Origin of the sequence: Deinococcus humi (assembly GCF_014201875.1) — a bacterium.
In the GTDB taxonomy this organism is placed as follows: Bacteria; Deinococcota; Deinococci; order Deinococcales; family Deinococcaceae; genus Deinococcus; species Deinococcus humi.
Window position 1 is genome coordinate 57462 of the sequence record NZ_JACHFL010000004.1, and the last position, 26347, is coordinate 83808.

The window sequence follows — 26347 nt, forward strand, 5'->3', positions numbered from 1 at the left end:
CCAACAGTTGAAATCCATCGGCCTTACCTCTGCGGGGCCGGCGCCGCGTTCAGCAGCGGTTCGGGGCGTGTGGCGGTGGTCGTGAGGGTGAGGCTACGGCCAGCCTCGGCACTTTCCAGGGTGCTTTGCATGGCGTCGAGGACGTGAAGGGCCAGCTGCCCGCTGGCGCGCGGCGCGCGCCCTTCGTGCACGCTGGCAATCAGATCACTCAGGCCCAGACCCCGGCTGTTTTGCGTGTAGGGGCCTTCGGGGACAAGCTCACGCCACTCCTTGTCCTGGGCGAGCCGCAGCCGCACCGGCCCACCAAAGGTATTGGGGTCGGGTACGCTCAGCGTGCCTTCACTGCCGTAAATCTCGATCCGCGGCACCTGGGCGTGCCACACGTCGAAGCTGGTGATCAGGGTCGCGGCTGCCCCCGAGGTAAAGCCGAGCAGGGCCGTCACATGGGTGGGGGTCTGCACCGCAATGCGCTCGCCGTAGCGCCTGGCAGTCGTGATCACGCGTTCCTGGAAGCCGCTGACGGCCTGTCCCGTCACCGTGCGGACCGGGCCGAGCAGGCTGATCAGGGCCGTCAGGTAATACGGCCCCATGTCAAACAGTGGGCCGGCCCCAGGCTGGTAGAAGAAGTCCGGATTGCCGTGCCACGCCTCGACCCCGTGGCTCAGCATGAACGCCGTTGCGGCCAGGGGCTGGCCGATCACACCCTGATCAATCAGCTGTCGGCAAGTCTGCAGGCCGCCCCCCAGGAAGGTATCCGGAGCGCTGCCCAGCCACAGGCCCCGCGCCTCAGCGAGCGTCACCAGCACCAGACCGTCTTCCCTGTTGAGGGCCAGCGGCTTCTCACCGTACACGTGCTTACCGGCCTCGAGGGCCGCGCGGCTGACCTCGGCGTGCGCGGCCGGGACGGTGAGGTTCAAGACCACGTCCACGTCCGGATGCGCCAGGAGTTCTTCAGGCGTCAGGACCTGCCGCACGCCGTACTCGTCTGCCCGGCTGCGGGCCCGCTCGGCGGACAGGTCGGCGATGGCCACCACCTCGAATGGCGTGACGGCGGCGGCGTTTTTCAGATAGATGCCGCTGATGTCCCCGGCACCGATGATGCCGACCCGCATCAGCCCAGTCTCCGGGCTGCCCAAAGCAGCCCCCGCCGGTGCAGTTCGGCAACCGTGGGGTGCGCGAATTCCCGGGGGTCATGGCCGACCGACGAATAGAACACCCGGCCCTTCCCGTACGGGCGGACCCAGGCGGCCGGGATGACCGTCCCCTCAATCCACGCCACGTGCTCACCGCCGAAGGTGGTGGTGGCCAGGACCGTGTTGGACGGATCGACATGCATGTAGTACTGCTCGCTTTCGATCTCGAAGCCGCTCAGGCCGTGCGTGATGGGGTGACTGGTGGCTGTCAGGTCGACCTGGTAACGGCGGATGCCGCCGGGGTGGGCCACGAACTGCCCGCCCACCATGAACTGGTAATCGGTGTCTTCACGGAACGCGTCGCCCATCCCGCCGTGAAACCCGCCTAGACCTGTGCCGGCCTCCACTGCGGCCCGCAGATGTCTGCTCTGGTCGCCGCTCAGGCGACCCATGGTCCAGTTCGGCACGATCAGAGCATAGTCGCGCAGTGTGTCAGCGTCGTCCAGGATCTCGAGCGTGTCGGCAACGGTGACCTGCAGGCCGGCGCTTTCCAGCATGCCGCAGATGACCTCGGCGAATTGGTGTGGTTGGTGGCCGGGCCAGCCACCAGAAACAATCAGGGCGCGGGGGGAGGTCGCAGTCATGTGCACTCCTTCTGAACAGTGAGAATCTCGGTGAGGGTCGGGGCGTGCGCGCCGGTGCGGGTGCAGGCGGCCGCCGCACAGGCCAGAGCGAAGGCCAGGCGTTCTGGAGGGGGCACCGGCGGGGCACGCAAGGTGGCGTACAGGAGACCGCCAATGCTGGCGTCGCCCGCGCCGACGGTATCGGCAACGTGAACAGGGTAACCGGCGTGCCCAACCTCGGCGTCGGGGCCGATCAGGCGCGCGCCCTGCTCACCCAGGGTCAGCAGAACCGTGGCGGCGGGATTCAGGGCGCGCAGCTGCGCCAGGCCTTCGGCGGGCGTGAGGTGGGGCATCAGGCCGGTGAGGTCGTCTTCCGACACCTTGATCAGGTTCGCCAGCGCGACATATTCCGCGTAGACCGCGCGGTAGGCATCTGCAAGCTGCGGGCGGTAGTTCGGGTCATAGACGGTCAGCAGGCCGCGGCGGCGCGCTTCACGCGCCAGGAGCAAGAAGGATGCGCGGGCCGGGTCGCGCACCAGGGTAATGCCGCCAAAGTACGCGGCGCCCGCGCCTGACCAGGCGTCCGTAGCCAAGCCGCTGAACTGTGAGTCTGCGGCGTTCTCAGCGTAAAAGGCGTACTGGGCAGGGTGGCTGCGGTGAATCACCGACACGGCTGTGGGAGCATCGACACGCGGCGTGAAGCGCAGATCGATGCCCTGCCCGCTGCCTTCCTGGGCCAGACGGTCCCCGAAAGGATCGGTGCTGAGTGTGCCGACGAAGGCCGTGGGCAAACCCAGGGAGGCCAGCACGCGCGCGACGTTCCAGGCGCTGCCGCCGGCGCGGACCTGCCAGCCGTCCTGACCGCCGTTCACAAAGTCCATGACGGCGCCGCCACACGCGAGCACCCCGGTCATGCCTTCCCTGCCTGCTGCAGGTGCGAGACCGCGCGCGCCAGAAAATCGGGCGGGCCGAACGAGCCGCTTTTCAAAACCAACAGCAGGCCCTGATCGGGAGCATAGGTGCTGGGCAGTCCGGGAGAGAGTTCTTCGACGACGACCGTATGCGTGACGCCGAGCGCACGGGTGAGCGCGGCCGCTGTGTCCCCGCCGAGTGCGATGAGCTTGGCCGTCCCCGTGTGCTGGGCTGCGTCCCGCGCAGCCTGCGCGAGCGTGGTCGAGACGCGCTGGCTGACCCCCACAGCCGTGAGGCCGAGTGACGCCCCATGCGCATGCGCCGCACGGACCCCCTCGGGCGTGTTGGGTGAACGCAGCAGCACCGTGCCGCGCATTTCAACGGTGCGGCGCGCCTGAGCGGCGAGTTGCGCGCCCGCGGCGCTCGGGTCAGTCAGGGTCAGGGGCACGTCGAGTTCGTGGACGGTCCCGCCACTCTCCATGTACCCCTCCACCTGTGCGCGGGTCTGCGGCATGACGGAGGCGGCGATCATGATCACGCGGTGTGGATGGGTCCAGCGCGCGCCATGCAGCGGCGCAAAGGGGGGCACCGGCGGCCAGACCCCCGGAAGTTCCTCGGCGAGACCGCTGGACCCAAGAAACACCGGCTCATGTGCAAGGGCCCTGGCAAGCACCTTCAGATCGTCCTGGGTCTCGGCGTCCGCAAGCAGGTAACCGGAGCGGGGCGGCACGAGGGCGGCGCGCACGGCGTCCGGACCGGCCCGCACGGTCTCGATAGGCAGGCTGATGACGTGGCGCCCGGTCTGACTTTGCAGATCACGCACGATGCTCCGTTCGCGGCGCGGATGCACCGGATCCTGTCCGAATTCGGTGTCCGGGAGGGGGACGCCGCGCACAAAGTGTTCGCCGCGCAGCGTCGAGCGGCCGTTCTTGGGAAATGCGGCGATGGCGACGCCGGACTCCAGGCCGAGCACCTGCAGCATCGCGTCGAATTCCGCGCCGACATTGCCCCGGAACACCGAGCAGGTCTTCTTCCAGTACGCGCCGCAGCCGGCAGCCTGCAGGGCGCGCGTCGCCCGAATGACCCGGGCCTGGGCCTGCCGGGACGGCAGAAAGCGCGAGTCGGTATCGATGATCAGGGCGTCGGTGCGTTCCTGCACGAAGCGGGCGCTGAGGGCTTCCCAGTCGGCGCCCTGGGAAAGGATCCGGACGGCGTAGCCGTGCTTGGCGAGCAGACCGCCGATATCACCGGCACCGGTGATGTCGTCCGCCACGATGCCCAGGCGGGGACTCATACCCATCCCTGCACGTGCGCCAGCAGGCGGGGGCGCTGCTCGCCAGGCGCGATGGGGGCGCCGTGCGCCGCACGCCCATTTGCGTCTATCAGCTCGTCGTCGCTGAGCACGCGCGCCTGACCGTGTGAGGCCAGCCATACGCGGACGTTCTGCTCGAGTTCCTCCAGGATGTCGCGCGCCTCAATCAGGTCGCGTGCGTGGGTGATCACGCCGTGGTTTTGCAGCAGCAGGGCGCCCACGCCGTGGCAGGCGCGGCCAACCGCCTCAGCAAGCGCCACGCCGCCGGGGGGAAGGTATGGAAGCAGCGGCACACGGCCCACGCGGGTCACCGCGTAGCTGGAATGCACTGGCAAGACGTTGCCGTGCTCGGTGGGCGCCGCAAGGCACGACAGCGCCAGCGAGTCGCTGGCGTGCAGGTGCAGCACGGCGTGAACATCTGGCCGCGCGCGGTAGATGGCGGCGTGGAACGCGGCTTCTTTGGACGGCCTGGGACCGGTCACGGGCAAGCCTTGAAGGTCGCACAACGCAAAATCCTCGGGCAATTGCCGCGCGAAGGCGGTGTTCGTGCCGCTGACCAGGAAGCCCTCGCCGTACCGGTGACTGAGGTTCCCCCCGGTGGAGGTGGTCAACCCGCGCGCGTACAGGTCCCGCGCCTCAGCCGCGAGGCGGCTCTGGAGTCCGGCCCTCATGCCCAGCCCTCGCCGGCGTTGAATACCGGGCACTCGCCGCGCCGCACACATTCGTGCGCATACACGAACATCGCTGCGGACCAGCTCTGCCCGCGGAAACCGCTGGGCCGCCCGGTAAGGCCGTGATGCCACTCGTTGAAATCCCACTCCAGGCCTGGCGTGCGCGATAGCTGGTCCATCTGCGCGAGCCGGTCAAGTTGCCAGGCCGCCTCACGCAGCCGTCCAGTCTTGACCAGGGCAGCGACATAGAAGCCGCCAATGAAGGGCCAGATGCCGCCGTTGTGATAGTGGTTGGGCAGATTGAGGTTGCGCAGGCGGTAGTACTCACGCCAGTCCTTGTCCCCGGGTTGCACCGGTGGGTAGATGGCCTTGACCGGCCACGGTTCGTTGACACCAGCCGAATGGATGTAATCGAGGATCTTGTGGGCCTGCACGTCCGAGGCGAGCCCAAACAGAATCGCGATAAGGTTTCCGAACGTGTCGAAGCGGTCCTCGTAGTCTCGGAACGCCATGTACGGCAGGAAGTAGGGGCGTTCCTGTAGCACGAGGGTGGTCAGGCGGACCGGGTACAGCCACTCCTTGCGATGGCGCTCAATCCAGGCCATGTCCTTGTCGACCTCCGGACCCACCCATAGCAACGTGTTGATCTTGAAGCGGATGTCCTCGGCGCGCGCGCTGTAGACCTCGTCGCTTTCACCGAGGGCGCCGCTCATGTGCGCCATGGCACGCTGCGCGGCGAACCACAACACATTGGGCCACAGGCTGTTGTAGCGGTTGGCGAACAGGTCCGCCCAGTCCATCGCCTCATGCACCTCGAGCAGGCCGCACTCGTTGCTGTCCTGGTACTCCAGCCAGGTGTAGGCGCGTTGCAGGTGTGGCCACAGGTCGCGCAGCCGTCCAGTGTCACCGTCGCTGCGGTGCAGATAGTAGTTGCCGAGAATGAACCACAGGCTGTTGTCAATGCAGCCGGCGTGCGCGCTGTCCACCACGACCGTGGGGGCGTCCTCTCCAACGTGGAGCGCGCCGCCGTGCGCAATCAGGGCCGGGTCGGGAATCCCGGTGAAGCCGACGTTGTGCGGAATATTGCCCAGCCGCGACTGGTACGCCGCGAGCGTGCGGACCGAACGGCGCGCGATCTCCTGACCTTCTCGGCCGGCACACAGCATCAGCCCAAGCGTGCAGATCATGCTGTCGCGCGCCCAGACCTGCTTGTACGCGGTGCTCGACCCGAGCAGGCCGATGGGGCTGCCGTTCCCGATCACGGCGCGCTCGGCGAGGGGACGGCCAGTGTCGGCGAGGGTGGCCGCGAGGTCAGTCATGCGCGCTCCTGGGCGGCGCCCCCGGCCTGCGCCAGCGTCTCGGCGGCCCACACGCAGCGCCGCGCGAAGGTGTCGAAGGTGTCACCGGCCACCCAGTGGAAGTTTTCACGGACAAGGGCGATCTCCTCAAGAACGTACTCGCGAGCGCGGGCGTCGTGTGGGTGATCGAGCGCGCCCAGCGCGTACTTCGCGACGCGTGCCCAGCCGGCGAGTTTGGCGGTCCAAGGCGCGAGATCGGCACGCAGGGCAAGGTCAACCAAGTGAGCGAGCGTTTCGGCGTGCACTTCCATGTCCCGCACCAGCTGCCGCAAGGGCGCCTCGCTGGGTGTCACGGGTTGCGTGGCGGGGCGCCGCGGCACGTCGGGGCCGGCTTCCGCCGGAGCCCCGCCACGCGCGGCCCAGAACGCGTCGATGGCCGGCCAGAGCGCGTGATGCAGCGCACCCTCCGGTCCGACGAGCGGGCTGCGGCGCGCAAGATCGGCCAAAAACAGTACGGCCTCAGCCTCCTGCGGTGTGGCGGTGCTGGCGCGTGCTGCCTCGGTGAAGGCCGCGTCCGGGTCGTAGCGGTGCGGGCCGCGCAGGAAGGCGGCGGTGGTGCGCAGCGCGACGCGGCTCGCCGCGGGCAGCGCCCCTGCGGCGGCGAAATACCCCGCAGTGGCGGCGATCAGCTCAGGCGTGCGGCCTCTGAGCGGCGCGACATGCGGGTCGTGCTGCATGTCGAGGTCGTTGACGGGGAAGTTGTCCCACAAGACGGGTTTGCGGCGCAGCGCGTCGGTCACCCTGCTCAGGTCGGCGACGCTGATGGCTGGGCTGCACACGTCAGGCCCGGTCCACAGGATCTGCGTGCGGGCGTCCACGCTGGCCCCCAGGGCCCACAGATACGCGGAGTTGCCGCTGCCATGGTACTCGGTCGGGCAGAAGTAGAATTCACCGTCCTCGCCGACGTCTGCCAGAAGTTCGTTGGCGAGCCACGCCTGCGCCCGCGCCAGATCGGGGAACGCTGTGGCGTCACGGCTGTTTTCGAAGTGACTGGGAATGTCGTCGAGCAACAGCGCGAACGAACGGATGCCGCAGCGCTGCGCCGCGCGCAGTTTGCCGCGCAGCGCCGCGAGGTGCGCGGCGTCGGTGTACTGAAACGCCAGGGCACTCAGCCCAAAAATGAGCTCCACGCCGGCCTCTTGGGCATGGGCATACAGGCGCGCGAACTGCGCCCATTCAGTGGTCGCGTACGGTTCCCGCCAGCGGTTGCGGTGGATAGGGTCGTTTTTGGGAGCGTAGAGGTAAGCGTTGAAACCAGTCTCTCGCATGAAATCGAGCGTGTCGTGCCGCTCACTCCACGACCAGGGACGGCCGTAAAAGGCCTCGAGAACACCGCGCCGTTCAGGATGCATATTGATCTCCATTAAGATCGCCGCAGGTGGCGTGCCGGATGGTGGCGTGAGCAAACAGGCACGGCTCACCGGCCGGCCCGCGCAGTTCAAAATGAATCCGCGCGCCTGAGGGGCCGCTCGGGTGGAAGTCGACGGTCTGGCAGCCACCCGCTGGCGCTGCCACGGACAGGCAGGCAGGCGCTGTGGCCGCGCCGGAGACATGCAGCGTTCCGGTGAAGGGGGTGTCAGTGGGGTTCTCTATGGTGAGGACGACCAGCTGGCCGCTCACGCCGTTGATGGGCTCCGCCCGCAGGAGCATCCGGGCGATGTGGGGTTGAAGCTGGGCATGCAGCGCCTGCAGTTGCTCGCCCCGTACGCGCAGTTTCTCGAAGTAGGCCGCGTCCGGTACGACCGGCTGGGCGTGACCACTCAGAATCAGGTTCGGCTGCAGCCGCGCGTACAATTCGGCGCTCCGGGTGTAGTCGGTCTCGCGGAACAGGTTGGGGTAGGTGTAATTCAGGCCCAGGCCGTCGGCATCCGCGTACTGGTCACCTCCGAACAGCACCACCTCGCCGTACGCTTCGACCAGCAGGCCGCAGGCGTACCGGGCGTGGCCCGTGAGCTCGTGGGGTGTGATGCGGAATTCGTTCCACTCGAACGGCTCTCCGAGCGCCAGGGTGCGCTGGGCGGTTATCGAATCGAACCACAGGCACGGCAGACGGTAGGCGCCTGGGCGGGCCAGCACGTCCACGAGGTTCTCTGGCGCCCAGAGCTGCGCGCCGTAATTCTCCTGAAGCAGCGAAATCCCCGCCACATGATCGTCGTGATAGTGGGTGGGGATCACCGCGTCGATTCCCTGGATTCCGTAGCGCCGCAACAGGGTGGGCAGGGTATACAGCCAGGGCCGGCGCGAGGCGCGGTCGGTACTGCTGGCCTGACCGAAGCTGAAGTCATAGCCAAAGTCGATCAGCAGCGCCCGGCCGTTCTGGGCCCGCAGCACGTAGGCGCACGCGAGGCTGGTGCGGTTCATCAACAGCCACGGCCGCAGCTCGGCGTACGGCTCGCCGCGCAGCTCCAGCAGCCGGGTGTTGTGGCGGCGCAGTTGCAGCAGCGGCCAGAGGGCTGCAGCAGTCAGCTGCAGCGCGGCGCACGGCATCGGCTCACCGTGTGCCGGGAGGACCTGGGTGGGCTGCAGTTCCGCCAGATCCAGCAGCGACAGGATGGTGCCGGCGAGGCCCTCACCACCGTGGTAGGTCCACTGGGTCGAGGCCAGGCGGCTGACCTGACCTGGCGCGTACAGCAGGTCTCCGGTGAAGGCCAGGGTGTGGCGGCGCCAGTTGAGCAGGAACGTGGCGGCGGCGGGCGTCGGTCCTGGCGTGGGCCATACCGTGAAGCGCAGACGTCCGAACCGGTAGGTGCGGTATTCGCGCAGCGGCTGGGTCACGGCCGCGTCCGGCACCACCCAGTGGTACGGACGAGCGTCATAGTTGTTGCGCCGGTCCGCCATCGACAGGTAAAGCGCTGGGTCCAGAAGGCTCTGGCCCTCGCCCTGGAGAATGTAGACCGGAATGCCGGCGCGCACCGCGCGGGCGGCCCCCGCAGCCACGTCACGGTGGTGGTGCGTCAGCAGCACCGCCTGCACGTGCCGGACCTGCGTCGGCAGGCAGTCCAGGACGGACCCGTCGCCGATGTTGATCAGCACCGCGCTGTCAGCGTCGCACACGACGTACACGTGCGCGGAACTGGTGTGGCGATACACGTCCGGCAGGATCTCGTTCATGCGTGGGGCTCCATGGCCATCTGAGGCGCAGCGGCAGGGGTGAGCACAGACCGCCGCTCCGCCTGAACCGCCCCGGTGGTGTTGGTCTCCGGGCCGAGTGTCCGGGCAACGAACGGCTGGACCAGACGGGATGCGGGCGGCTCCACAGACATGTTCTTCTCGCTGAGTCCACGCACACGGGCGCTTGCCGGGACTGCCGGCCACTCGCCAGGACGCGCAGCCGGACTCTTTATCCGGGGTCCGGATATACAGCCGAGGAGGGCCACCGACGCGCCGAACGGCGGGGCCAGCGAACGTTCGATCCTTTCAAGTTCAAGGCTGCCCAGGGCCAACTGGACGTCCCGAACATGCTGAGCAATGGAGGCTGTGGTCATGGGCTGGCGTCCTCTTTCTGGTTTCAGGCTGGCTGGAATTTGGGTGGAACGGCGGCAGGGATGGCAGCGAGACTCAGGTGCAGCCGTGATCGTCCTGGGAGCAGGCAGACACACCGGAAGGACGCCGCCGTGTGCCGTTGTGCGGCAGGCCGACCCTGTGGCCGTTGTTCTGGGCGAAATGCCAGTGCGTGGTTGCGGGGCTGGGCATGCTGATCTCCTCACAGGAAAAGGGCGCCGGACCTTCAGGCGGGCGAGGGTTCTTCGGGCGGGTCCAGGGACGGCTCGGGCGGTTCATCCTGCTCCACCAGTGGCCGCACCTGCGTGGCCGCGAACACCAGCCCAAGGCTGACCAGGACCACCAGACCGAACGTGCGCGTCAGGTAGCCGACCACACCCAGCACGACGGGAACCAGAACATACAGATGAGCCGAGACGGGTGAGCGCGCCAGCCCCAGGAAGGCCGGGCGCCAGGCCCGGAGGAAAGGCCGGCGCTCGACGCTGAGCGCTTCGAGCAGGTAGGGTTGAAGCGCGACGAACAGCCAGGTCAGGTACACCGCCAGCAGGGAGACGACTGCGTCCCCGAAAGGCTCCAGCACCCGGCGCCAGTACACGAGGTTGCTGTAGACCAAAAAGGCGAACACGGCCACCGAGACCAGCCACAGGACGCCGGGCAGCAGATTCTGCACCAGCAGCGCCGGGTAGCGCCGAAGATCTGCAGGCCGGTCCTCACGCAAGGTGGCAATCATGGCGTAGGCCGCGAGGGTGGCCGGACCGGCCAGGATGACCGTCCACGCCAGAACGATCCAGATGAGGTTGAGGCCTACCAGTGTGGACAGGTGCCGCCAGGTGAGCAGGCCACCGTCACGGTAAGCGCGCGGCAAGAACCTCACACGGGTCCCCATGCCAGCGTGACGGGAGCGGTATTGATGGCCTGCACTGTCAGGTTCGCCGGGCCGCCGGGCGGATCCAGCGACACGCGCAGCCCGAGCTCCTCCCCGGGAAGCAGCGCAAAGCCGTTGTCACTCAGGTGTTCGCCGACGCCAGCAGGGGCCTCGACGCTGATCCAGGGCGCGACATACGTGCCGACATTCCGGATCAGCACTCCGGTCAGGCTCGGCTCGACACTCAGCGTGGTCTGGGTCAGCCGGGCGATGGGCGCGAAGGGCGCGGCACCGGCGCGTGCGATCCACTGCTCCGTGCGGGCCAGCAAGGTTCCGTCCTCGCCGTGCAGCTGCGCACGGAGCAGGCCCGGTGTGTCGGAGAGGGGCAGGGAGACCGGCTGGCCAGGAGCGGGCCAGGAGACGGGGCGGCTCAGCGTGAGCAGGGTCATGCCCGTAACGCTATACAGCGAGAGGGTCAGTCGACCACTCCCGGCAGTGTCGGCCAGCACCTGAGGACAGGCACACAGGCTTCCATCCCCGACGGGAGCCGGGAGGCCTAGATGCAGGGCCACCGGCGCGTTTGCCTCCCGGCAACGGTAATACGCGAACTTGGGCTTCAGGTCGTAATCGATGACGCTGGTGTTGTGGGCATTCGGCCAGGGCTCGTTGAGCTGCCACACCAGAGCGAGGCTGCATTCCCCTCGCCGGGCGCGGTTCCAGCCCAGGGCATGACGCAGCACGTCCGCCTGGGCCGCCTGAGTGAGCCGGACGTAATGACCAAGGTCCTCGACCGGGCCAAAGACCTCCTCAATGCGGTGGGCCATCAGCCACCATTCACCGTGGTGCACCACTTGAGGGTTGCGGTCATCCATCGGCCAGACCGGCCCGTCGGTCAGATAACGGCGCAGGGTGGACTCGCGCGAGGCCGCCTGACAGCCGAACTCGCTGTGGGCGAGCGCGCGGTTATGGGTATACGGCAGGTAACTGTCCTGCACGCCCCGGTAATGCCACGGGCCATGCACGTCATGCAGGTCGTGTGGCCGTTCCTGGGCGATAGGCATGCTCAGGTCGTACTCCGGGCCACTGGGTGAGGACGGCAGGAAAGGCCGCGTGCCGTCGTGCAGGCGGATGAGGGCTGCCATTCGCGCCACCGTCGGGTCCGCATCGGTTACGGGCCGGCGCTGAGCGTCGGTCAGCTCGTTACCGGCGCTCAACAGCACGACACTGGGATGGTGGCGCAGCGCCCGCACCAGGGGCGGCAGGTCGCGCTCGAGGTTCTCCAGAAAAGCCGGACTCCGTGGAGGAACATTGTCGGTCCCACTGGACGTCAGCGGCATTTCCTGCCACACCAGCAACCCACATTCATCGCACGCGTCCAGAACAGCCTGGGACGCCAGCGGACCGACGCCGTTGTAGCGCAGCAGGTTGGCATGGGCTGCGAGCGCGTACCTGACCAGGGTCCGTTCACGTTCAGCGACTCCGGCCCGGCCTGGAATCAGATCACTGGGGACCATGTTGAAGCCACGGACATACAGCGGCTGATGGTTGATTGCCAGAGTGTACGGGCGGGCGCCGCGCTGATGCGACGCTTGGTTGTGCACCAGGGCCACCTGCCGCACCCCGAACCGCCGCTTCACCGGTGTGCTGCCTGTCACCCAGGCGCGAACCATATACAGCGGCTGCGCCCCGAGGGCCGCCGGCCACCACAGGTCAGGCCCCTCCAGGGAAAATGCCAGCGACGATGCCGAACCGGTCACCCGCTCCCGGCGTCCGTCCGGGTGGAACAGTTCAGCCGTCACCGGAAGGGCCAGGTCCCCGTCATGCTCCAGATCCACCTCCACCCGGGCACGCTGCAAGTCATCGCTGAGGACAACGCGCGGGTTGACGTCGAGCACAGCGGCGCCCGCATCGGCCTGCAGACTGACGCCGCGCCACAACCCCACGTGCACCAGGCGCGCCCCGAAATCCCACCAGTACCCGGCGCGGGGCTTGAGGGTCTTCGTCCGACTGGTTCGGCCCAGCTGACCGGCCTCGGCAGGAGGCTCCTGCAAGACCACCACCAGCAGGTGTTCAGAGGCACGGTCCAGCCAGCTCACATTGAAGCGCGCGGGCGTGTGTGTACCCGCCAACGTCCCCAGGCATTCGCCGTTCAGGTACACCTCGGCGCTGTAGTCTACGCCTTCAAAACACAGGTGCAGCCGGGCGGCGGGGGCCAGCTCAATCCGGAAGGTTCGTCGGTACACCCACTGGCGGGCGCTGACCCACTCAGCGTCCAGACTGGCCAGACCAAAGTTGGGGTCGCGGATCAACCCGGCGCGCAGCAGGTCGTCGTGCACACTCCCCGGAACGCAGGCGTCAATCCAGGCCGTGCGGGCGAACGCGCCCACCGGCTGAGCGAGTTCAGCATGCCAGCGGTGAAAGCGCCACGCCTCGCTGACCGACCCCGCCAGCTGCCACCGGCCACCCAGGTCCTGAGCGGTCAGGGCGCAGGGCAGGTGGTCTGGTGGGCTCACCACTTCATCAGGCATGGGCCCTAAACGTTCCGGCGCGGCCGGCGGAACGCACGAAGTGCTCGATCTTGTCGCGCGCCTCAGCATTCACCGCCTCCAGGCCCCGGGCGAGCAGGGCAGACTCCTGGGCGTCGAGTTCGGCGCTGGTCATGCGCTTCAGGCCACCCATGGCCTGGAGCAGCGCATTCTCGAGGTCGGTGGCGATGTTCATCTTGCTGATCCCGCCGCCCGGCAGTTCGATGGCGCGGTGGACCGTTTCGGCAGGTAGACCGCTGCCGCCGTGCAAGACCAGCAGTGTCTGGGGCAACAGTTGCCGGATCGCGGCGAGACGGTCAAAATCGATTTTGGGGTTCTTGACCGGGTAGACACCGTGCGCAGTACCGATGGAGACGGCCAGGACGTCGCACCCGGTGCGCTCCACGAATTCGAGCGCTTCTTCCGGAACGGTGTAGAGGGCCTCGTCGCCTTCGGTTTCCAGCCGGTCAGTGGTGGTGAGCTTCCCAAGTTCAGCTTCCACGCTGACGCCGCGCTCGTGGGCATACGTCACGATCTGGCGGGTCTGGCGGACATTGTCTTCGAATGGCTGGGCACTCGCGTCGATCATCACGCTGCTGAAACCGGCCTCGATCGCGGCTTTGATCACATGGTCGTCCCAGCTGTGGTCCAGATGCAAGCACAGCGGCACGTTCGAGGCAAGATCGCGGGCGGCTTGTTCCACGGCGGTCCTGAAGTCGAGTGGCGTCAGGCCGAACCAGCCGAGTTCACGCTGGCTGATTTCGATGATGACCGGGCTGCGCAGGTCGATCGCCGCCTGCAGGACTGGGCGGACGCAGGCCCGGTAGCGGGCACTGAAGGCCGCGACCGCGTACCGGTCACGCTGGGCCTCTGGCAACATCTCGGCCAGGGTCAGGGCGTGGGGCAGTTTCATTGCAGCGCCTCCAAGGCGTGCGCAAGGCCGCTCTCCGGACTGCTCAGGATGGGGGTCAGGGTGTGCGGAAGACTGGGAATCAGGCGCGCCATGCTGGCCTGGGCCAGCACCACCACGTCCACCCGTCCGGTCAGGCCCTGTAGGGCGCCGGTCACCAGCGCGTCATGCTGCTCGGGCTGGCCTCCCATGAGAGCGTCATAGGCGCCGTCCACCAGGACGCGCTCCACTTCCACGGGGCGGCCTGCCAGCTCGGCGGCACGTTCGATCAGGCGGGCCGTGGGCTCCAGGGTGGACGCGACGGTGGCGATGACCCCCACCCTCTCCCCCAGGCGGACGGCCTGTTCGGCCATCGGTCCGTCGATCCGCAGGAACGGCACGGGCAGCTCGGCCCGCAGCGCGTCGACGGCGTCGCCCACCGACGAGCAACAGCACATCACGGCGTCTGCGCCGGCACTCACGGCGGCGCCGGCATAGCTGCGCAGCCGGCCGGTGACTTCTGGAGTCAGGTGTCCGGCGCGGATCACGTCGGGCAGCAGGCTGTCGTCGAGCAGGTGAATGACGCGCACGCCCGGCGCCTGCTCAGTCGCCAGGGTTTTCATGGTCGTGACGGTCACGGGTGTGGTGTGAATCAGGGCGAGGGTTTTCATAGCGCCTCCCGGGGCACATCCAGAGCGAGGGTCACGATTTCCCAGGGACGGGCCGTGAGGTGAACCGCGCCGCCGCTCAGATCCAGGGAGTCCAGCGGGCGTTCACGCAGATTGACGTGCTGGGCGCTGATGATGCCGGCAGCGAGGGTGACGGTGACCGGCTGCGGTTCGGGAGTCTGGTTGACAAAGCGGACGATCAGGGCTTCTCGGTCCTCGGCGCGTTTGATGGCCGTGACCAGCACGCGGCCGTCCACATTCACAAACTGTCCGCTGGGGGGCAGGGTACCCAGGGGGTCACGGTGGCGGTTGCGCAGCGGCACAATCTGGCTGGTCTGCACGGCAGCGTGCAGCGGCGCGTTGAAATCGTGTGCCGCCCGCCAGGCGTCGGCCTGCGCCCAGGTTCCGGCGTGCGGATAAACGCTGTACTCGGCGGTGACCGGCCCCAGCATCTGCGCTTCCGGGGTCGCGGTGGTGGGTCCGGCGCCGCCCACCCGGGTCAGGAGATCCTCGCGTGAAAGCCAGCCCACCGCGCGCAGCACGGTCAGGGACAGGACCCCGTCTGCGGACGCGCTGAATTCCGGCAGGCCGCGGTTTAAAACCGTCAGACCGCGCGAACCGTGGCTCAGGCTGGCAAACGTCATTTGTGGGTGCTCATGGACGGCCGGCTCGCTGCTGCCGCGCTGGTCATCGGGCAACGCCACCGGGCGGTCCACAACGCCGTATTGCGTCTCCGCGCTCGACAGCGTGACCGGGGCGCCCAGCGGGAAACGGGCCCGCAGGCGGTGATCGCGCGCCGTGTTGTCAAAATGGGTGCGGATGTCCACCCGCCGGACCCCGGACAGCAGGGTCACGTCGCTGTGCAGCAGGAGCGGCACCGGCGTGGTGCTGCGGCTCTGGCGGTCCTCACTCAGGCCCTGAGGCAGGGCCCAAGGCCAGGTCACCCGCAGCGTGGCGCGGGCCGGACCGACCTCTACCCAGGACAGATGCGTCTGCACCCGGTCGGTGGTGAAGCGCTGATCGCCCAGTGGCCAGGCGTAATTGTAGGTGTCGCCGTTGTCCCCACCGTCATCAAAGCTGTTCAACCCGCTGTACTGCTCACCCGTGACCTTGTCGAGCAGATTCAGGCTGCCGTTGTTCGGATCGACAGTCACGCGCAGGTATTGGTTTTCCAGAACGCCAGGCCCAACCGCTAGGTCGCTGACCGCCAGCGCCCCCTTGTCCAGGGCCACGTCGCCCAGCACCTGATAGCGTCGGACCCGGCCAGACGTGACCGGCACCTCACGGCGGCGCAGGGCGTAGGCGCGGTAGCCCAGGCCGGCCACGTCCTGAGCCACAAAACTCACTTCGGTAAATTCGTTGGCATCGTGCGGCCGCCCCCGCGCTACGCCCAGCCACGCGAACGGTTCAGCCTTCTCCACCTCGCTGAACACGGTCCGGACCTGGAAGGGGCACTCCTGGCCGTCATGGTCGAGCAGCATCCACGTGTCGGGGCTGAGTTCAAGAAAAGCGTTCATCAACACCCGGACCTCATCGGTGCGGGTCCAGTTGAGCGGATTGAAGACCGTTACGACGCTGCCTCCCTGCCCAAAAGCGGGGTCGACCCGGGCGGCGATAGAGCCGTGGGCGTCTTCGGCCAGCAGATCGGCCATCTGCTGGGCTTCGTCGAAGCGCACCATCATCTCGCGGTGGACCTGGTCGATCGAACAGCCGCAGATGCTGTCGTGTGGGTGGTTCTCGATCAGGCGCTCCCACGCGGTCCACAGATACTCGTGCTCGTAGCGCTCGCCCAGCAGCCAGTGAATCGCCTGGAGCGGTTCGGCGTAACGTTCGAGCGCCGTCTGCGCCTGCGTGTTGCGCTGCTTGAGGTACAGGCGCGCGCTGAGCACGCCAGGCAGCAGGTGCGCCTTGCGCCCGAAGGCCCGGCCCTCGCCGTGCCAGACCACCTGAATGCGTTCCTGCTGCGCCCGCACATCGCGCACGAAGGCGTCCAGAGAGCTGATGCGGTAGTGGACGCCCTCGGGGCCCAGCGCCCGGTTGATCCCGTCGAGCAGTTGCGGCAGCCTGGGGTCCACCGGCAGGTGATCGCCGCCCATTGGCTCGAGCACCACATCGGTCGCCGCGTAGCTGCGCAGGTAACGGCTGGTGCGCTGGGCCCGCCCGGTGGTCTGGTCTTCGGTAAAGGCCAGGTCGTCAGGATTGACCTTGTAGTGGCTGCGGTAGTATTCCAGCGGCAAAAACACGCCCAGGATGCGGGTTCCGTCCGGCGCTTCCCACCAGAATTCGTTTTGCATCGCTGCCGGGAAGCGTGCGTCGCGGGCGCGCGGGTATAGGTACGAGTCCAGCCCCACCTCGGCCTCGCCTGCCTGCCCTCCCACCGGCGGCCCCCCGAAGCCGCGCCAGACGATGGCGCTGTCGATCTCGAAGCCGGCCAGCAGCTGGGGCATCTGCGCGATGTGTCCGAACTGGTCAGGCAAGTAGCCGACGCGGCTGACCTCCACCCCCAGGGCCCGGGCCGTGCGTTCGCCGAGCCACAGGTTACGCACGGTGGCCTCGCCGCTGACCAGGAATTCGTCCGGCAGGATGTGCCAGGGGCCCACGAACAGGCGGCCACTCTGGATGAGGCGCGCCAGTTCGTCGCGCCGTCCGGGACGCACCTGCAGGTAGTCGGTGAGGACCAGCGTCTGTCCGTCGAGCACAAATGAACTCAGCTCCGGGTCAGCGGCCAGCGCATCGAGAATCGCGTCGATGGTGTGGACCAGACGAAACCGGAAGCGTTCGCGGGTACTCCACCACTCCCGGTCCCAGTGGGTGTGGTGGTACATGTGCACCGTGAGGGGAGGCGGGGCGCTGGTCATTGGCCTCTCCCAGCGCGCCACTGCGCCCAGATGCCGCGCACCAGGGCGTAATCGTCGGGGGTCAGGGCCTGACGGTCACTGTCCACATGGCTGACGAAGTACAGGCTGGGAATGCCGAGCTGCGGTTGGAGCTGGGTGTAGGCACGCCAGGCGTCCAGGCTGGGCATCGGCCAGTTGTCGGTGTCCACCGGGTGGTGGGGCAGCGCCGCGCGGGTCACCCTGGCCCGGTGAGTCATCTGGTCGTTCACGTCCTGGCCGATATTCACGTCGTTGAGACGGATCATGTCCGTGACATTGGCAAACACTGGGTTGGGCGTGTGGGTCATCACGAGTGCGTCGCTTTTGCAGCGCTTGGCTTCATCCCGCAAGATCCACAGCAGGCGGTGCAGCAGGTGAATCCCCCAAGCTGTTCCGTGACGCGTCAGGCCGGGCCCGCTGGGTGTGCGGGCACTGAAATCCACCTTGAAGCCGTCTGCACCGTACTCCAGCAGCATCCGGCGCACCGCGCTGCGCAGCACGGTCTCGTAGACAGGGCTGGTGGGATCGGCGGTGACGGGTTCGCCGAGGTCATTGAGCACGCAGGCCTCGAGCGGAAGCCCCTCGGGATCCCAGGCCTTCCACCACAGCAGCACGCGCTGGCCACGTTGGTGGGCCCGGGCAATCCAGCCTTCCAGGTCAGGCCACTTGACGCGGTCCACCCCACTGGTGCCGTAGGCGGCACTCCACTTGTCGTCCAGCACCAGGATGCCCGGGTGAAGGTCATGGGCCTCGAGCGTGGCCAGAAAGCCGTCGTAGTTCTCCTGGGTACACTGGTCAGGTGCGCGTCCGCCGCGCTCGCCCGCCAGATGGCACTGCGCACCCCAGCCACACTGAATGGGGGTGTTCCACCACTCGGGGGCCTCCCCCTGGTCGAGCCGCGCGTAGCCGAGCTGATCATGGCGGGCACTGTTCTGGGCGATGGCGTCGTAGGGATCGGCGGCAAATGCCATGCGCAGGGTTGGGGTCCGGAACGGTCCCTGCACTCGGGTCTGACCCTCGTAGGACAGGCGAAACGCGAAGGCGGTTTCCTGGCCGTCGTAATGGAAGCTGGTGAAGTTGAGCTCCTCGACCGGGGCGACGATGGACGCCGAAAGCCAGCGGTCCGCCGGCGACACACGCCGCTGCTCACCCTGATCCCCATGGTATTCGGGGGCGCCGCCCTGGTCGGCTCCGAGCGCCATGTGCGGCTCGGCAGTGTCCTGCTGGAAGGCGTACACCAGTGGGGCGGGCGTGAAAAACCAGTGGGCCTTGCCCGGGAGACTGGTGCCCATCACATCGATCGCGGTGGACTGGGCCGCCGGGATGGTGCGGTGTTCGCGCTGATAGGGTTCGGGATTGAACACCCGCGTGAAGTGCGCGCCGCTTTGAAAAAAACCGCTGCCCCAGCGCTGCTGGCCGTTGTAATGCCCGCCGAACAGGTGCACGTCGGCGAGCGCTCCGTCACCAGCTACTTCAACGTAACTGTCGATGCCGCTTTCGTCGCAGCGCAGGACCAGGCGCTTGTCGGTCCAGATGCCGCCGTCCAGGCGGAATGTCAGGGTGACCGCCTCAGGCTCCTCACTGATGGTGGGGCGGTGCAGTCGGGCGGTGCGGTCGAGCCCAGTCGTGGTGTGAAGACTGGGGGCCAGAAACAGGTCCGTAAAGGCCTGACCGCCGGGGGTCTCCAGGCGGGCAAAGGGGCGGTCATCGTTCAGGGTCAGCCGGTACGCCGGGCTCAGGACCAGCAGGCCATGTTCGCCGCGCTCGACGCTCACTTGCCTGGGGTCAGTCATCGTCTGCATCGTCACCTCTTGTGGAGTCTTCGGGAACACCCTACCCTATTCCTTAAAATTTTGAAATAACCCTGTACGCTTGGAGGACCCATGACCCATTCCCGCAGCAAGTCCCTGACTTTCCACCTGATCGGACACGCCCACATTGACCCCGTATGGCTGTGGGACTGGCGCGAGGGCCACGAGACCGTTAAGGCGACGTTTCGCAGCGCGCTGGATCGCCTGCAGGCAAATCCCGACATGGTCTTCGCGCATTCCAGCGCCGCCCAGTACGCCTGGATGGAGGCGCACCCCCAGCTGCTCGCCGAGGTCCGCAGCGCCGCCGAGCGCGGCCAGTGGGAGCCGGTCGGCGGCTGGTGGGTGGAACCCGACGTGAACTTGGCGCACGGGGAAGCCCTGGCGCGCCAGGCCCTGATCGGCCAGCGCACCTTCGAGCGCTTGCTGGGCCACAGGGCGCGCGTGGGCTTCTTGCCTGACTCCTTTGGACACCCGGGCACACTTCCGCAGCTGCTCCGCCAGTCCGGACTCGACGCCTTCGTCTTCATGCGCCCCAGCGCCGATGAGCTTAACCTGCCGGCCAATCTCTTTACCTGGACTGGCCCCGACGGCAGCCGAATCCTGAGCGCCCGGCTGGAGTGCTACAACAGCAGTCCCAACCAGATCCACACCAGTCTGGAGCGTAACCTGGTCTGGCGGCCCCCACACCTCACGGACTGGCTGGGGCTATTCGGCGTCGGCAACCACGGGGGCGGCCCGACCCGCAGGGCCATCGCCAATCTGCGTGAACTGGCCGCCGATCCCGACTGGCCGACCCTGCGCCTGAACTCACTGAGTGGCTTCTTCGAAACTGTCCGTGGCCAGGACGCACCCGAGTACACCGGAGAGCTGCAGCATCACGCCCGGGGCTGCTACGCGGCGGTCAGCGATGTCAAACGCCTCAACCGTCAGGCGGAGCACGCCCTGATGCGCGCCGAGAAGCTCGCCGTGCTGGCCGGCCCAGCCGGTTACGTCTATCCGGGCGAGGCACTGACGCACGCCTGGAAGGGGCTGCTGTTCAACCAGTTCCACGACATTCTGGCAGGTAGCTCGCTGCAAAGCGCGTTCGAGGACGCCCATCAACAGCTGGGCGAGGTGCTCAGCATCGCCAGCCGGGTCACGTTCGCCGCCACCCAGGCCGTAGCTGATCAGGTGGACACCCGTCTGAACGGCCGCGACGTGGACGAAGTGATCCGCAGCGTCCGCTGGGACGGCCCCAGCTGGGTAACGGATTACGGCGACGGGGTGCCCGTCCTGGTGTTCAACCCGGATAGCCGTGAACGCGATGAGCCGGTCGAAATCGAACTGAACGACTGGCACACCCCCAACCTGCGCGTGATCGATGACGGGGGTCAGGAAGTGCCTCACCAGCGTCTGCGCGCCGAGAGCGTCAACGGCCAGGGGCGGCCCCGCTTCGTCCTGCGCGCGCAGCTTCCGCCCTGCGGGTACCGCCTGTACCGTGTCCTGGACGAACCCGCCGCCCAGGTACACCCGCCGCAGCTGAGCGCCACCCCGGCCCTGCTGGAAAATGAATTCTGGGCGCTGCACTTCGATCCGGACACGGGCGGGCTCAGGCGCCTGGTGGACAAGGCCCGGGGCCTGGACCTGCTGGCCGGCACAGGGGCGCAGCTTCAGGTGGTCCGCGACGACACCGATACCTGGGGCCACGGCGCGCGGTCCTACCGGCAGCTGGTGGGCGTTTTCGCGGACGCCCGCCTCGAGGTGCTGGAACTGGGGCCGGTGCGGGCCACCGTGCGGGCCACCACCCGCTTCCGCCTGTCCACGGCCGTGCAGGATTTCACGCTCTACGCCGGCTCGCCAGATCTTCACGGCCAGCTCAACCTGGACTGGCACGAAAAGCACCACGCCGCCCAGCTGGTCTTTCCAGCCGCACTCAGCAGCGTGACGGCCACCCACGAAGTGCCTTACGGCCATATGATCCGGCCCGCCGACGGCCAGGAGGAGCCGGTGCAGGCATGGCTGGATGTGAGCGGCCTGGCCCGTGACGGGCGGGGCGTGGAACATCCGGCTGGCCTGGCGCTGCTCAACGACAGCAAATATTCGGCCAGCGTTCTGGGTGGGGAGCTGCGCCTCACCCTCGCGCGCAGCCCGGTCTACGCGCACCACGACCCCGCCACCCTTGAGCCTGCCGTCGCCTATACCCATCTCGACCAGGGCCTGCAGCGCAGCCGCTGGGCGCTGGTGCCTCACGCCGGGGACTGGCGTGAGGCACGCGTGCCGGAATTGGCGGTCAGACTCAACCAGCCGGCCGTGTTCACACGTGAATACGTCCATCCCGGCCCCTGGCCGCAGACGCGCAGTGATCTGCAGCTCGAAGCGCTCCCGACCGTCCAGGTGAGCGCGGTCAAGCAGGCCGAAGACGGCGAGGACATCGTCGTCAGGCTGCACGAGTGGGCCGGACAGGCCGCCACGGGCGTCGTGCATTTCCGGGGCCACGCCCTGCCGGTGCAGCTCAGGCCTCATCAAGTTCTGGGCCTGCGCATCAGTGCGGCGGGCATAGCACAGCGCGTCAACTTTCTGGAAGAGGCCGATGACTGAAGGCGCTGTTGCGCTCCAGGAGGCCATGGAGGACGCGGCGGCCACCCATCCGCGTCCTCACCTCCGCCGGGCCTGGCGGTCCCTGGACGGCTGGTGGGACTTCGCCGCCTGCGACGCCGAGGATCCCGAGGATGTGACGTACACCGGACGCATCCAGGTGCCCTACGCGCCCCAGACCTCGGCGAGCGGCCTTCAGGCTCCGCTGGATCTGTCGGTGACCACCCTGTGGTACCGCACCCGGGTCTCCCCCTCACCGGCCGAGGTGCCTGCCCGGCACGAGCGCCTGCTGCTGCACTTTGGCGCCGTGGACTGGTCGGCCGAGGTCTACGTGAACGGCACGTTTGCCGCGCGGCATGAGGGCGGCTACACGCCCTTTACCGTGGACGTCAGCCGCGCAGCCAGACAGGGACCGTTCGAGATCAGCCTGCGGGCGGTAGACGACCATTCCGACATGGCCATGCCGCGCGGCAAGCAGGACTGGCGCGAACCCCACGCCATCTGGTACCCGCCCACCAGCGGCATCTGGCGCAGTGTATGGACCGAGAAGGTGCACCGCCAGCACATCGAATCGCTCCGCTGGACTCCGGACCTGGCGCGCTTTGAACTGGTCGCGCTGGCCACGCTGGCCCACGCCCCCCTGCCCGGCACCCGCGTTCGCATCGAGGTGTTTGATGGACCGCAGGTCCTGGCCGACACGGACACCCTGGTCACCGGTCAGCACATGACCGTACCGCTGCGTCTCCCAGACCCAGGGGTTGATGACGCGCGCAACGGGTTCTTGTGGACCCCGGATCATCCCAAGCTGCTGGGCACCCGCGTGACCCTGAGTGTCGACGATGAGGTCGTCGATCAGACCGAAGGCTACGCCGCGCTGCGTTCGGTCGAAGCCCGCGGCCGGCGGTTCCTGCTCAACAGCATTCCCCACCCCCTGCGCATGGCGCTGCACCAGGGCTACTGGGAAGACAGCGGCATGACGGGCGACGACCGGCGCTACCGCGAGGACGTGCTGCTGGCCCGGCGCCTAGGCTTCAACGGGCTGCGCCTACACCAGAAGATCGAAGACCCCCGCTTCGTGTACTGGTGTGACCGGCTGGGCCTGGCGCTGTGGGTGGACCTGCCCAGTGCCTACGCTTTTACGCCCACCAGCATCGAACGTCTGACCCGCACCTGGCTCGAAGTGCTGCGGCTCTACGCCTCCCATCCCAGCGTCGTGGTGTGGGTCCCGTTCAACGAATCCTGGGGCCTGCCAGATATCCCACGTGAACCGGCGCAACAGGACGCGCAGCGCGCGCTGTACGCCCTGACACGCACGCTCGACAGCACCCGGCTGGTCAGCGGCAGTGACGGGTGGGAACAGGTGGTTAGCGACGTGTATACCCTGCATGACTACATTCAGGACCCGGAGACGCTGCTGCTGCGCTACGGCAGCAAGGCGGCCGTCGAGGAGAACATCGAGCGGCTGTGGCCTGGCGGACGGGAGCAGGGTCTTGGCGGTTTTGCTCCCGGGGACCGCCCGGTGATTCTCAGTGAGTTCGGGGGGACCTCGTGGGTGCCGGTGGGCGAGGACGGCTGGGGCTACGGGGTCGTGCGCGACACCCTGACCTTTACCGGGCGCGTAGAGGGCCTGCTGACAGCGGCGGACCGCGCCATCCTGGGCAAAGGCATTCACGGGTACTGCTATACCCAGCTGACCGACACCTATCAGGAAATGAACGGGCTGGCCGGCATGGACCGGATGCCCAAGGGCGACGTGCAACGGCTGTCCAGCGCGGTCCGCGGTGAGCCCTATGATCCCGCCAACCCACTGTGGTACTCCAAGCGCTGGCGGGGTCAGCGCAACCCGTGAGCCGCATCGTGATCGTCGGCGCGGGGGGCATGACCTTCCCGCTGACCCTCGCGGCCGACTTGCTGACGCAGCCGGTCCTGCGGGCGGCCACACTGGTCCTCTACGACCCTGACGTATTGCGCGCCGGGCGGACGGCCCAGGCGATCCGTGACGTGGCCCGTGCCCACGGGCGCACCCTGGAGCTCGAGGTCACTGCGGACCGCCGTGCGGCGCTGCGCGGGGCCACCCACATGGTGCTGACTTACCAGATCGGCGGTCTGGACGCCTTCCGCTCGGACCTGGAGATTCCCCGCCGTTATGGCGTCGACTGCGTGGCCGGCGATACCCTCAATCCCGGTGGGATCATGCGCTTCGTGCGCAGCAGCGCTTCATTCGAGGTGCTGGCGCAGGACGTCATGGAGCTGTGTCCGGACGCGCTGGTCATCAACTACACCAACCCGATGGCCATGAACACCCTCTACCTCACGCAGCTTGGCGTGCGGGTGGTGGGCCTGTGTCACAGCATCCCAGGCACAGCGGAGTTGATCGCCCGGCTGCTGGACGTCACCCCAGAAGCCCTGGTCTACCGGGCCGCCGGCATCAATCACCAGGCCTGGTTTGTGAGGCTCGAGGCGAACGGCACGGACCAGCAGGATGCCCTGCGCCGTGCGCTGCGAGAGCGTTTCCTTCCCGGCTGTGGTGGAACGACCCCCTGGACCGAAGGAGGCGCCACCTACGCTGGAGGCCAGGAGCGGGTCCGCGCAGAACTGATGGAGACCTTCGGTTATTTCACGAGTGAATCGAGTCACCATGCCTCGGAGTACGTGCCGTATTTCCGGCGCTCGCCCGAGAGCGTCAAGGCCTACCTGCCACGCCGCTGGGATTATCTGCGGACCGCTCAGGCAAGCGCAGGTCAGGAAAGTGCCCTGACCGCCGCCAGTGTCGAGCGGCTCAGCCGTGACCTGCGGCCGTCTGGCGAGTGGGCCATGCCGCTGATCGCTGCACTGGTGGGCGGCGATCCGGCCCACATCTACGTGAATGTCCGCAATGACGGTTGGATCTCCAATCTGCCGGGTGAGGCGTGCGTGGAGGTGCCGGCTACGGCGGACGCCAGCGGCATCAGTCCGGCGCGGATCGGGCGGCTGCCCGGGGCCTGCGCGGGCCTGAATCTCACTGGGATTGCCCTGCAGACCGCCGTGGTGGATGCCGTCACCCACCGCGACCCGACCGGTCTGCAGGCGGCCTTCGCTCTGGATCCCCTCACCGCGAGTCAGCTCGATCTCAGCGACATTCGCGTCATGGCGAAGGAGTTGTTTCAGGCGCAGCGGCCCTGGCTGCCTGCCTGGCTCGGCGGGCCGGAGGTCCAGGCGTGAAGCGCAGGGTGACCCAGGGCCGGCCGAACCGGCCCGATGTCCGGCCGCGCGGCCAGGGTACAATGGCGCAAGATGGGTATAGCCAGGCGCTGTCCGGGACCGGGAACACGATGAATCAGGGCAGGTCCAGGAGTATCCGGCAGGGGCGCAACCTGCCTGAAGTGCGGGCCGACAACCTCAGCGTGGTGGTGGAGGCCCTGCAGAAGTTGCAGCCGATTTCCCGCAGCGCCCTGGCAGACGCAACTGGACTCACGGCGGCCAGCATCACGCACATGGTGAACGAACTCACAGCCTTTGACCTGCTGGTGGAAGTGCCCTCGAACGAGCGTCAGGTGGGCCGGCGGCCTACCCTGCTCTCGTTCAACCGGCAGCGTGGCCAGTTGATCGGCATCGAGGTCTCACGCACCCGGATCCACGCGATCCGCTCGGACTTCAGCGGTCAAGCGCTGGCCCACCTGGAGCGGCCATTCCGGCCCACAGCTTCTGTTAAGAAAGGGCTGACGGCCATTGGCGACGTCATCGCAGAACTGATTGATCCCCTGCTGCCCCTGCTGGGCATCGGCGTGGGCATCCCCGGCCCCGTCAACAGCACCCTGGGCATCGTGATTGAGCCTCCAAATTTTGGCAAGTGGCGCAATGTCTCCCTGGCCGACGCCCTGAGCGAACGGTTCGGCGTCCCCTGCTGGCTGGATGACGATGCCAAAGCGGCGGCTTACGGGGAACGCTGGTACGGTGCCGGGCGCCATGAGGAGACGCTGCTGTACATCTCACTGCGCTCTGGTGTGGGCGCCGGCCTGATCGTCGGCGACCGGGTCTACCGCGGCGCGCACGAGCTGGCTGGCGAGATCGGCCACACCACCATTCACGTCGACGGACCGCTGTGCGAGTGCGGCAATCGCGGCTGCCTCGAGACGCTGGTCAGCATCCCGGCCATCATGCAAGAGGCGCGCCGGCTCGGGCTGGACATCGCCGAACCAGGAGATCTTCACCGGCTGGCCCTCGCCGGGGACACGGTGGCACAGAACATCAAAGACCGCGTGTATCTGTATCTGCTGGCGGCCCTGGTCAATGCGGTGAACCACTACGACCCTGCAGTCATCGTGCTGGGCGGTCAGCTGGTGCGGTCCTGGCCTGACCTCACGGCGACGCTGGCCCGCAACGTCAAGGGACGGTCTTTTGGCTACCTCTCCCAGGACGTCCGTGTCGTGGAGAGCCTGCTGGCCGCCGACGCGTCGGCACTGGGGGCAGTGGCCATAGCCATCCACCACATTCTGCGTGACCCGGGACAGACGCTGCCCGACACACCGGTGACCGGACTGCACATCGATGGCCCTGAATTGCGGGCGCCTTGATTGCCCGCAGCAGGAATTCAACACGTTCGGGCACGATCAGCAGTGACCAGGGCGCGCTGGCCAAATCTTGGCCAGC

At 67.6% G+C, this 26347-nt stretch carries 19 protein-coding genes; 4 read left to right on the plus strand and 15 right to left on the minus strand.

What is annotated here, in order from left to right:
• Positions 1 to 23: 23 nt before the first annotated feature.
• The 15 genes from HNQ08_RS09375 to HNQ08_RS09440 all read right to left on the minus strand — a co-directional run bounded on the left by HNQ08_RS09375 (position 24) and on the right by HNQ08_RS09440 (position 19126).
• A complete protein-coding gene (locus tag HNQ08_RS09375; protein WP_184130578.1) occupies positions 24 to 1112 on the minus strand; it encodes a Gfo/Idh/MocA family protein in 1089 nt (362 codons plus the stop codon).
• On the minus strand, positions 1112 to 1777 hold the full coding sequence (locus HNQ08_RS09380; RefSeq protein WP_184130581.1) for a ThuA domain-containing protein: 666 nt from the start codon (positions 1775 to 1777) through the stop codon (positions 1112 to 1114). The genes HNQ08_RS09375 and HNQ08_RS09380 overlap by 1 nt, the downstream gene beginning before the upstream one ends.
• On the minus strand, positions 1774 to 2670 hold the full coding sequence (locus HNQ08_RS09385; RefSeq protein WP_184130584.1) for a carbohydrate kinase family protein: 897 nt from the start codon (positions 2668 to 2670) through the stop codon (positions 1774 to 1776). Before HNQ08_RS09385 ends, HNQ08_RS09380 begins: the two co-directional genes overlap by 4 nt.
• The gene (locus HNQ08_RS09390) at positions 2667 to 3968 is read right to left on the minus strand and encodes a four-carbon acid sugar kinase family protein (protein ID WP_184130587.1); all 1302 of its coding nucleotides are present in this window, start codon (positions 3966 to 3968) and stop codon (positions 2667 to 2669) included. Before HNQ08_RS09390 ends, HNQ08_RS09385 begins: the two co-directional genes overlap by 4 nt.
• Entirely contained in the window at positions 3959 to 4651 is a 693-nt protein-coding gene (locus HNQ08_RS09395) for a class II aldolase/adducin family protein (RefSeq protein ID WP_184130590.1), read from the minus strand. The genes HNQ08_RS09390 and HNQ08_RS09395 overlap by 10 nt, the downstream gene beginning before the upstream one ends.
• Positions 4648 to 5970 (minus strand): amylo-alpha-1,6-glucosidase, encoded by a 1323-nt coding sequence (locus HNQ08_RS09400; RefSeq protein ID WP_184130593.1) that lies wholly within the window; start codon positions 5968 to 5970, stop codon positions 4648 to 4650. Before HNQ08_RS09400 ends, HNQ08_RS09395 begins: the two co-directional genes overlap by 4 nt.
• Positions 5967 to 7373 (minus strand): beta-N-acetylglucosaminidase domain-containing protein, encoded by a 1407-nt coding sequence (locus HNQ08_RS09405; protein ID WP_189366201.1) that lies wholly within the window; start codon positions 7371 to 7373, stop codon positions 5967 to 5969. Before HNQ08_RS09405 ends, HNQ08_RS09400 begins: the two co-directional genes overlap by 4 nt.
• On the minus strand, positions 7351 to 9120 hold the full coding sequence (locus HNQ08_RS09410) for an MBL fold metallo-hydrolase (RefSeq protein WP_184130599.1): 1770 nt from the start codon (positions 9118 to 9120) through the stop codon (positions 7351 to 7353). Before HNQ08_RS09410 ends, HNQ08_RS09405 begins: the two co-directional genes overlap by 23 nt.
• Positions 9121 to 9567: 447 nt before the next feature.
• Positions 9568 to 9702 carry a hypothetical protein gene (locus tag HNQ08_RS27880; RefSeq protein ID WP_268240000.1) on the minus strand — a complete coding sequence of 45 codons (135 nt, stop codon included), beginning with the start codon at positions 9700 to 9702 and terminating at the stop codon, positions 9568 to 9570.
• A gap of 34 nt (positions 9703 to 9736) precedes the next feature.
• Positions 9737 to 10384: a YesL family protein gene (locus HNQ08_RS09415; protein ID WP_184130602.1), complete on the minus strand. Its 648-nt coding sequence runs from the start codon at positions 10382 to 10384 to the stop codon at positions 9737 to 9739.
• The gene (locus HNQ08_RS09420) at positions 10381 to 12903 is read right to left on the minus strand and encodes a glycoside hydrolase family 2 protein (RefSeq protein WP_184130605.1); all 2523 of its coding nucleotides are present in this window, start codon (positions 12901 to 12903) and stop codon (positions 10381 to 10383) included. Before HNQ08_RS09420 ends, HNQ08_RS09415 begins: the two co-directional genes overlap by 4 nt.
• Positions 12896 to 13813: a class II fructose-bisphosphate aldolase gene (locus HNQ08_RS09425; protein WP_184130608.1), complete on the minus strand. Its 918-nt coding sequence runs from the start codon at positions 13811 to 13813 to the stop codon at positions 12896 to 12898. Before HNQ08_RS09425 ends, HNQ08_RS09420 begins: the two co-directional genes overlap by 8 nt.
• Positions 13810 to 14460 (minus strand): aspartate/glutamate racemase family protein, encoded by a 651-nt coding sequence (locus tag HNQ08_RS09430; RefSeq protein ID WP_184130611.1) that lies wholly within the window; start codon positions 14458 to 14460, stop codon positions 13810 to 13812. The genes HNQ08_RS09425 and HNQ08_RS09430 overlap by 4 nt, the downstream gene beginning before the upstream one ends.
• The gene (locus tag HNQ08_RS09435; RefSeq protein WP_184130614.1) at positions 14457 to 17315 is read right to left on the minus strand and encodes an alpha-mannosidase; all 2859 of its coding nucleotides are present in this window, start codon (positions 17313 to 17315) and stop codon (positions 14457 to 14459) included. Before HNQ08_RS09435 ends, HNQ08_RS09430 begins: the two co-directional genes overlap by 4 nt.
• Complete coding sequence (locus HNQ08_RS09440; RefSeq protein WP_184130617.1) at positions 17312 to 19126, minus strand: alpha-amylase family protein; 1815 nt, start codon at positions 19124 to 19126, stop codon at positions 17312 to 17314. The genes HNQ08_RS09435 and HNQ08_RS09440 overlap by 4 nt, the downstream gene beginning before the upstream one ends.
• Before the next feature lie 90 nt (positions 19127 to 19216).
• Between HNQ08_RS09440 and HNQ08_RS09445 the strand changes: the two genes are divergently transcribed.
• Genes HNQ08_RS09445 through HNQ08_RS09460 form a run of 4 tightly spaced genes read left to right on the plus strand, consistent with a single transcriptional unit; the run spans position 19217 to position 26271 of the window.
• Positions 19217 to 21721 (plus strand): alpha-mannosidase, encoded by a 2505-nt coding sequence (locus HNQ08_RS09445; RefSeq protein WP_184130620.1) that lies wholly within the window; start codon positions 19217 to 19219, stop codon positions 21719 to 21721.
• Positions 21714 to 23567, plus strand: a complete 1854-nt coding sequence (locus tag HNQ08_RS09450; RefSeq protein ID WP_221284114.1) for a glycoside hydrolase family 2 protein — start codon at positions 21714 to 21716, stop codon at positions 23565 to 23567. Before HNQ08_RS09445 ends, HNQ08_RS09450 begins: the two co-directional genes overlap by 8 nt.
• Positions 23564 to 24919, plus strand: a complete 1356-nt coding sequence (locus HNQ08_RS09455; RefSeq protein ID WP_184130622.1) for a family 4 glycosyl hydrolase — start codon at positions 23564 to 23566, stop codon at positions 24917 to 24919. The genes HNQ08_RS09450 and HNQ08_RS09455 overlap by 4 nt, the downstream gene beginning before the upstream one ends.
• Positions 24916 to 26271 (plus strand): ROK family protein, encoded by a 1356-nt coding sequence (locus HNQ08_RS09460; RefSeq protein ID WP_184130625.1) that lies wholly within the window; start codon positions 24916 to 24918, stop codon positions 26269 to 26271. The genes HNQ08_RS09455 and HNQ08_RS09460 overlap by 4 nt, the downstream gene beginning before the upstream one ends.
• Positions 26272 to 26347 lie beyond the last annotated feature (76 nt).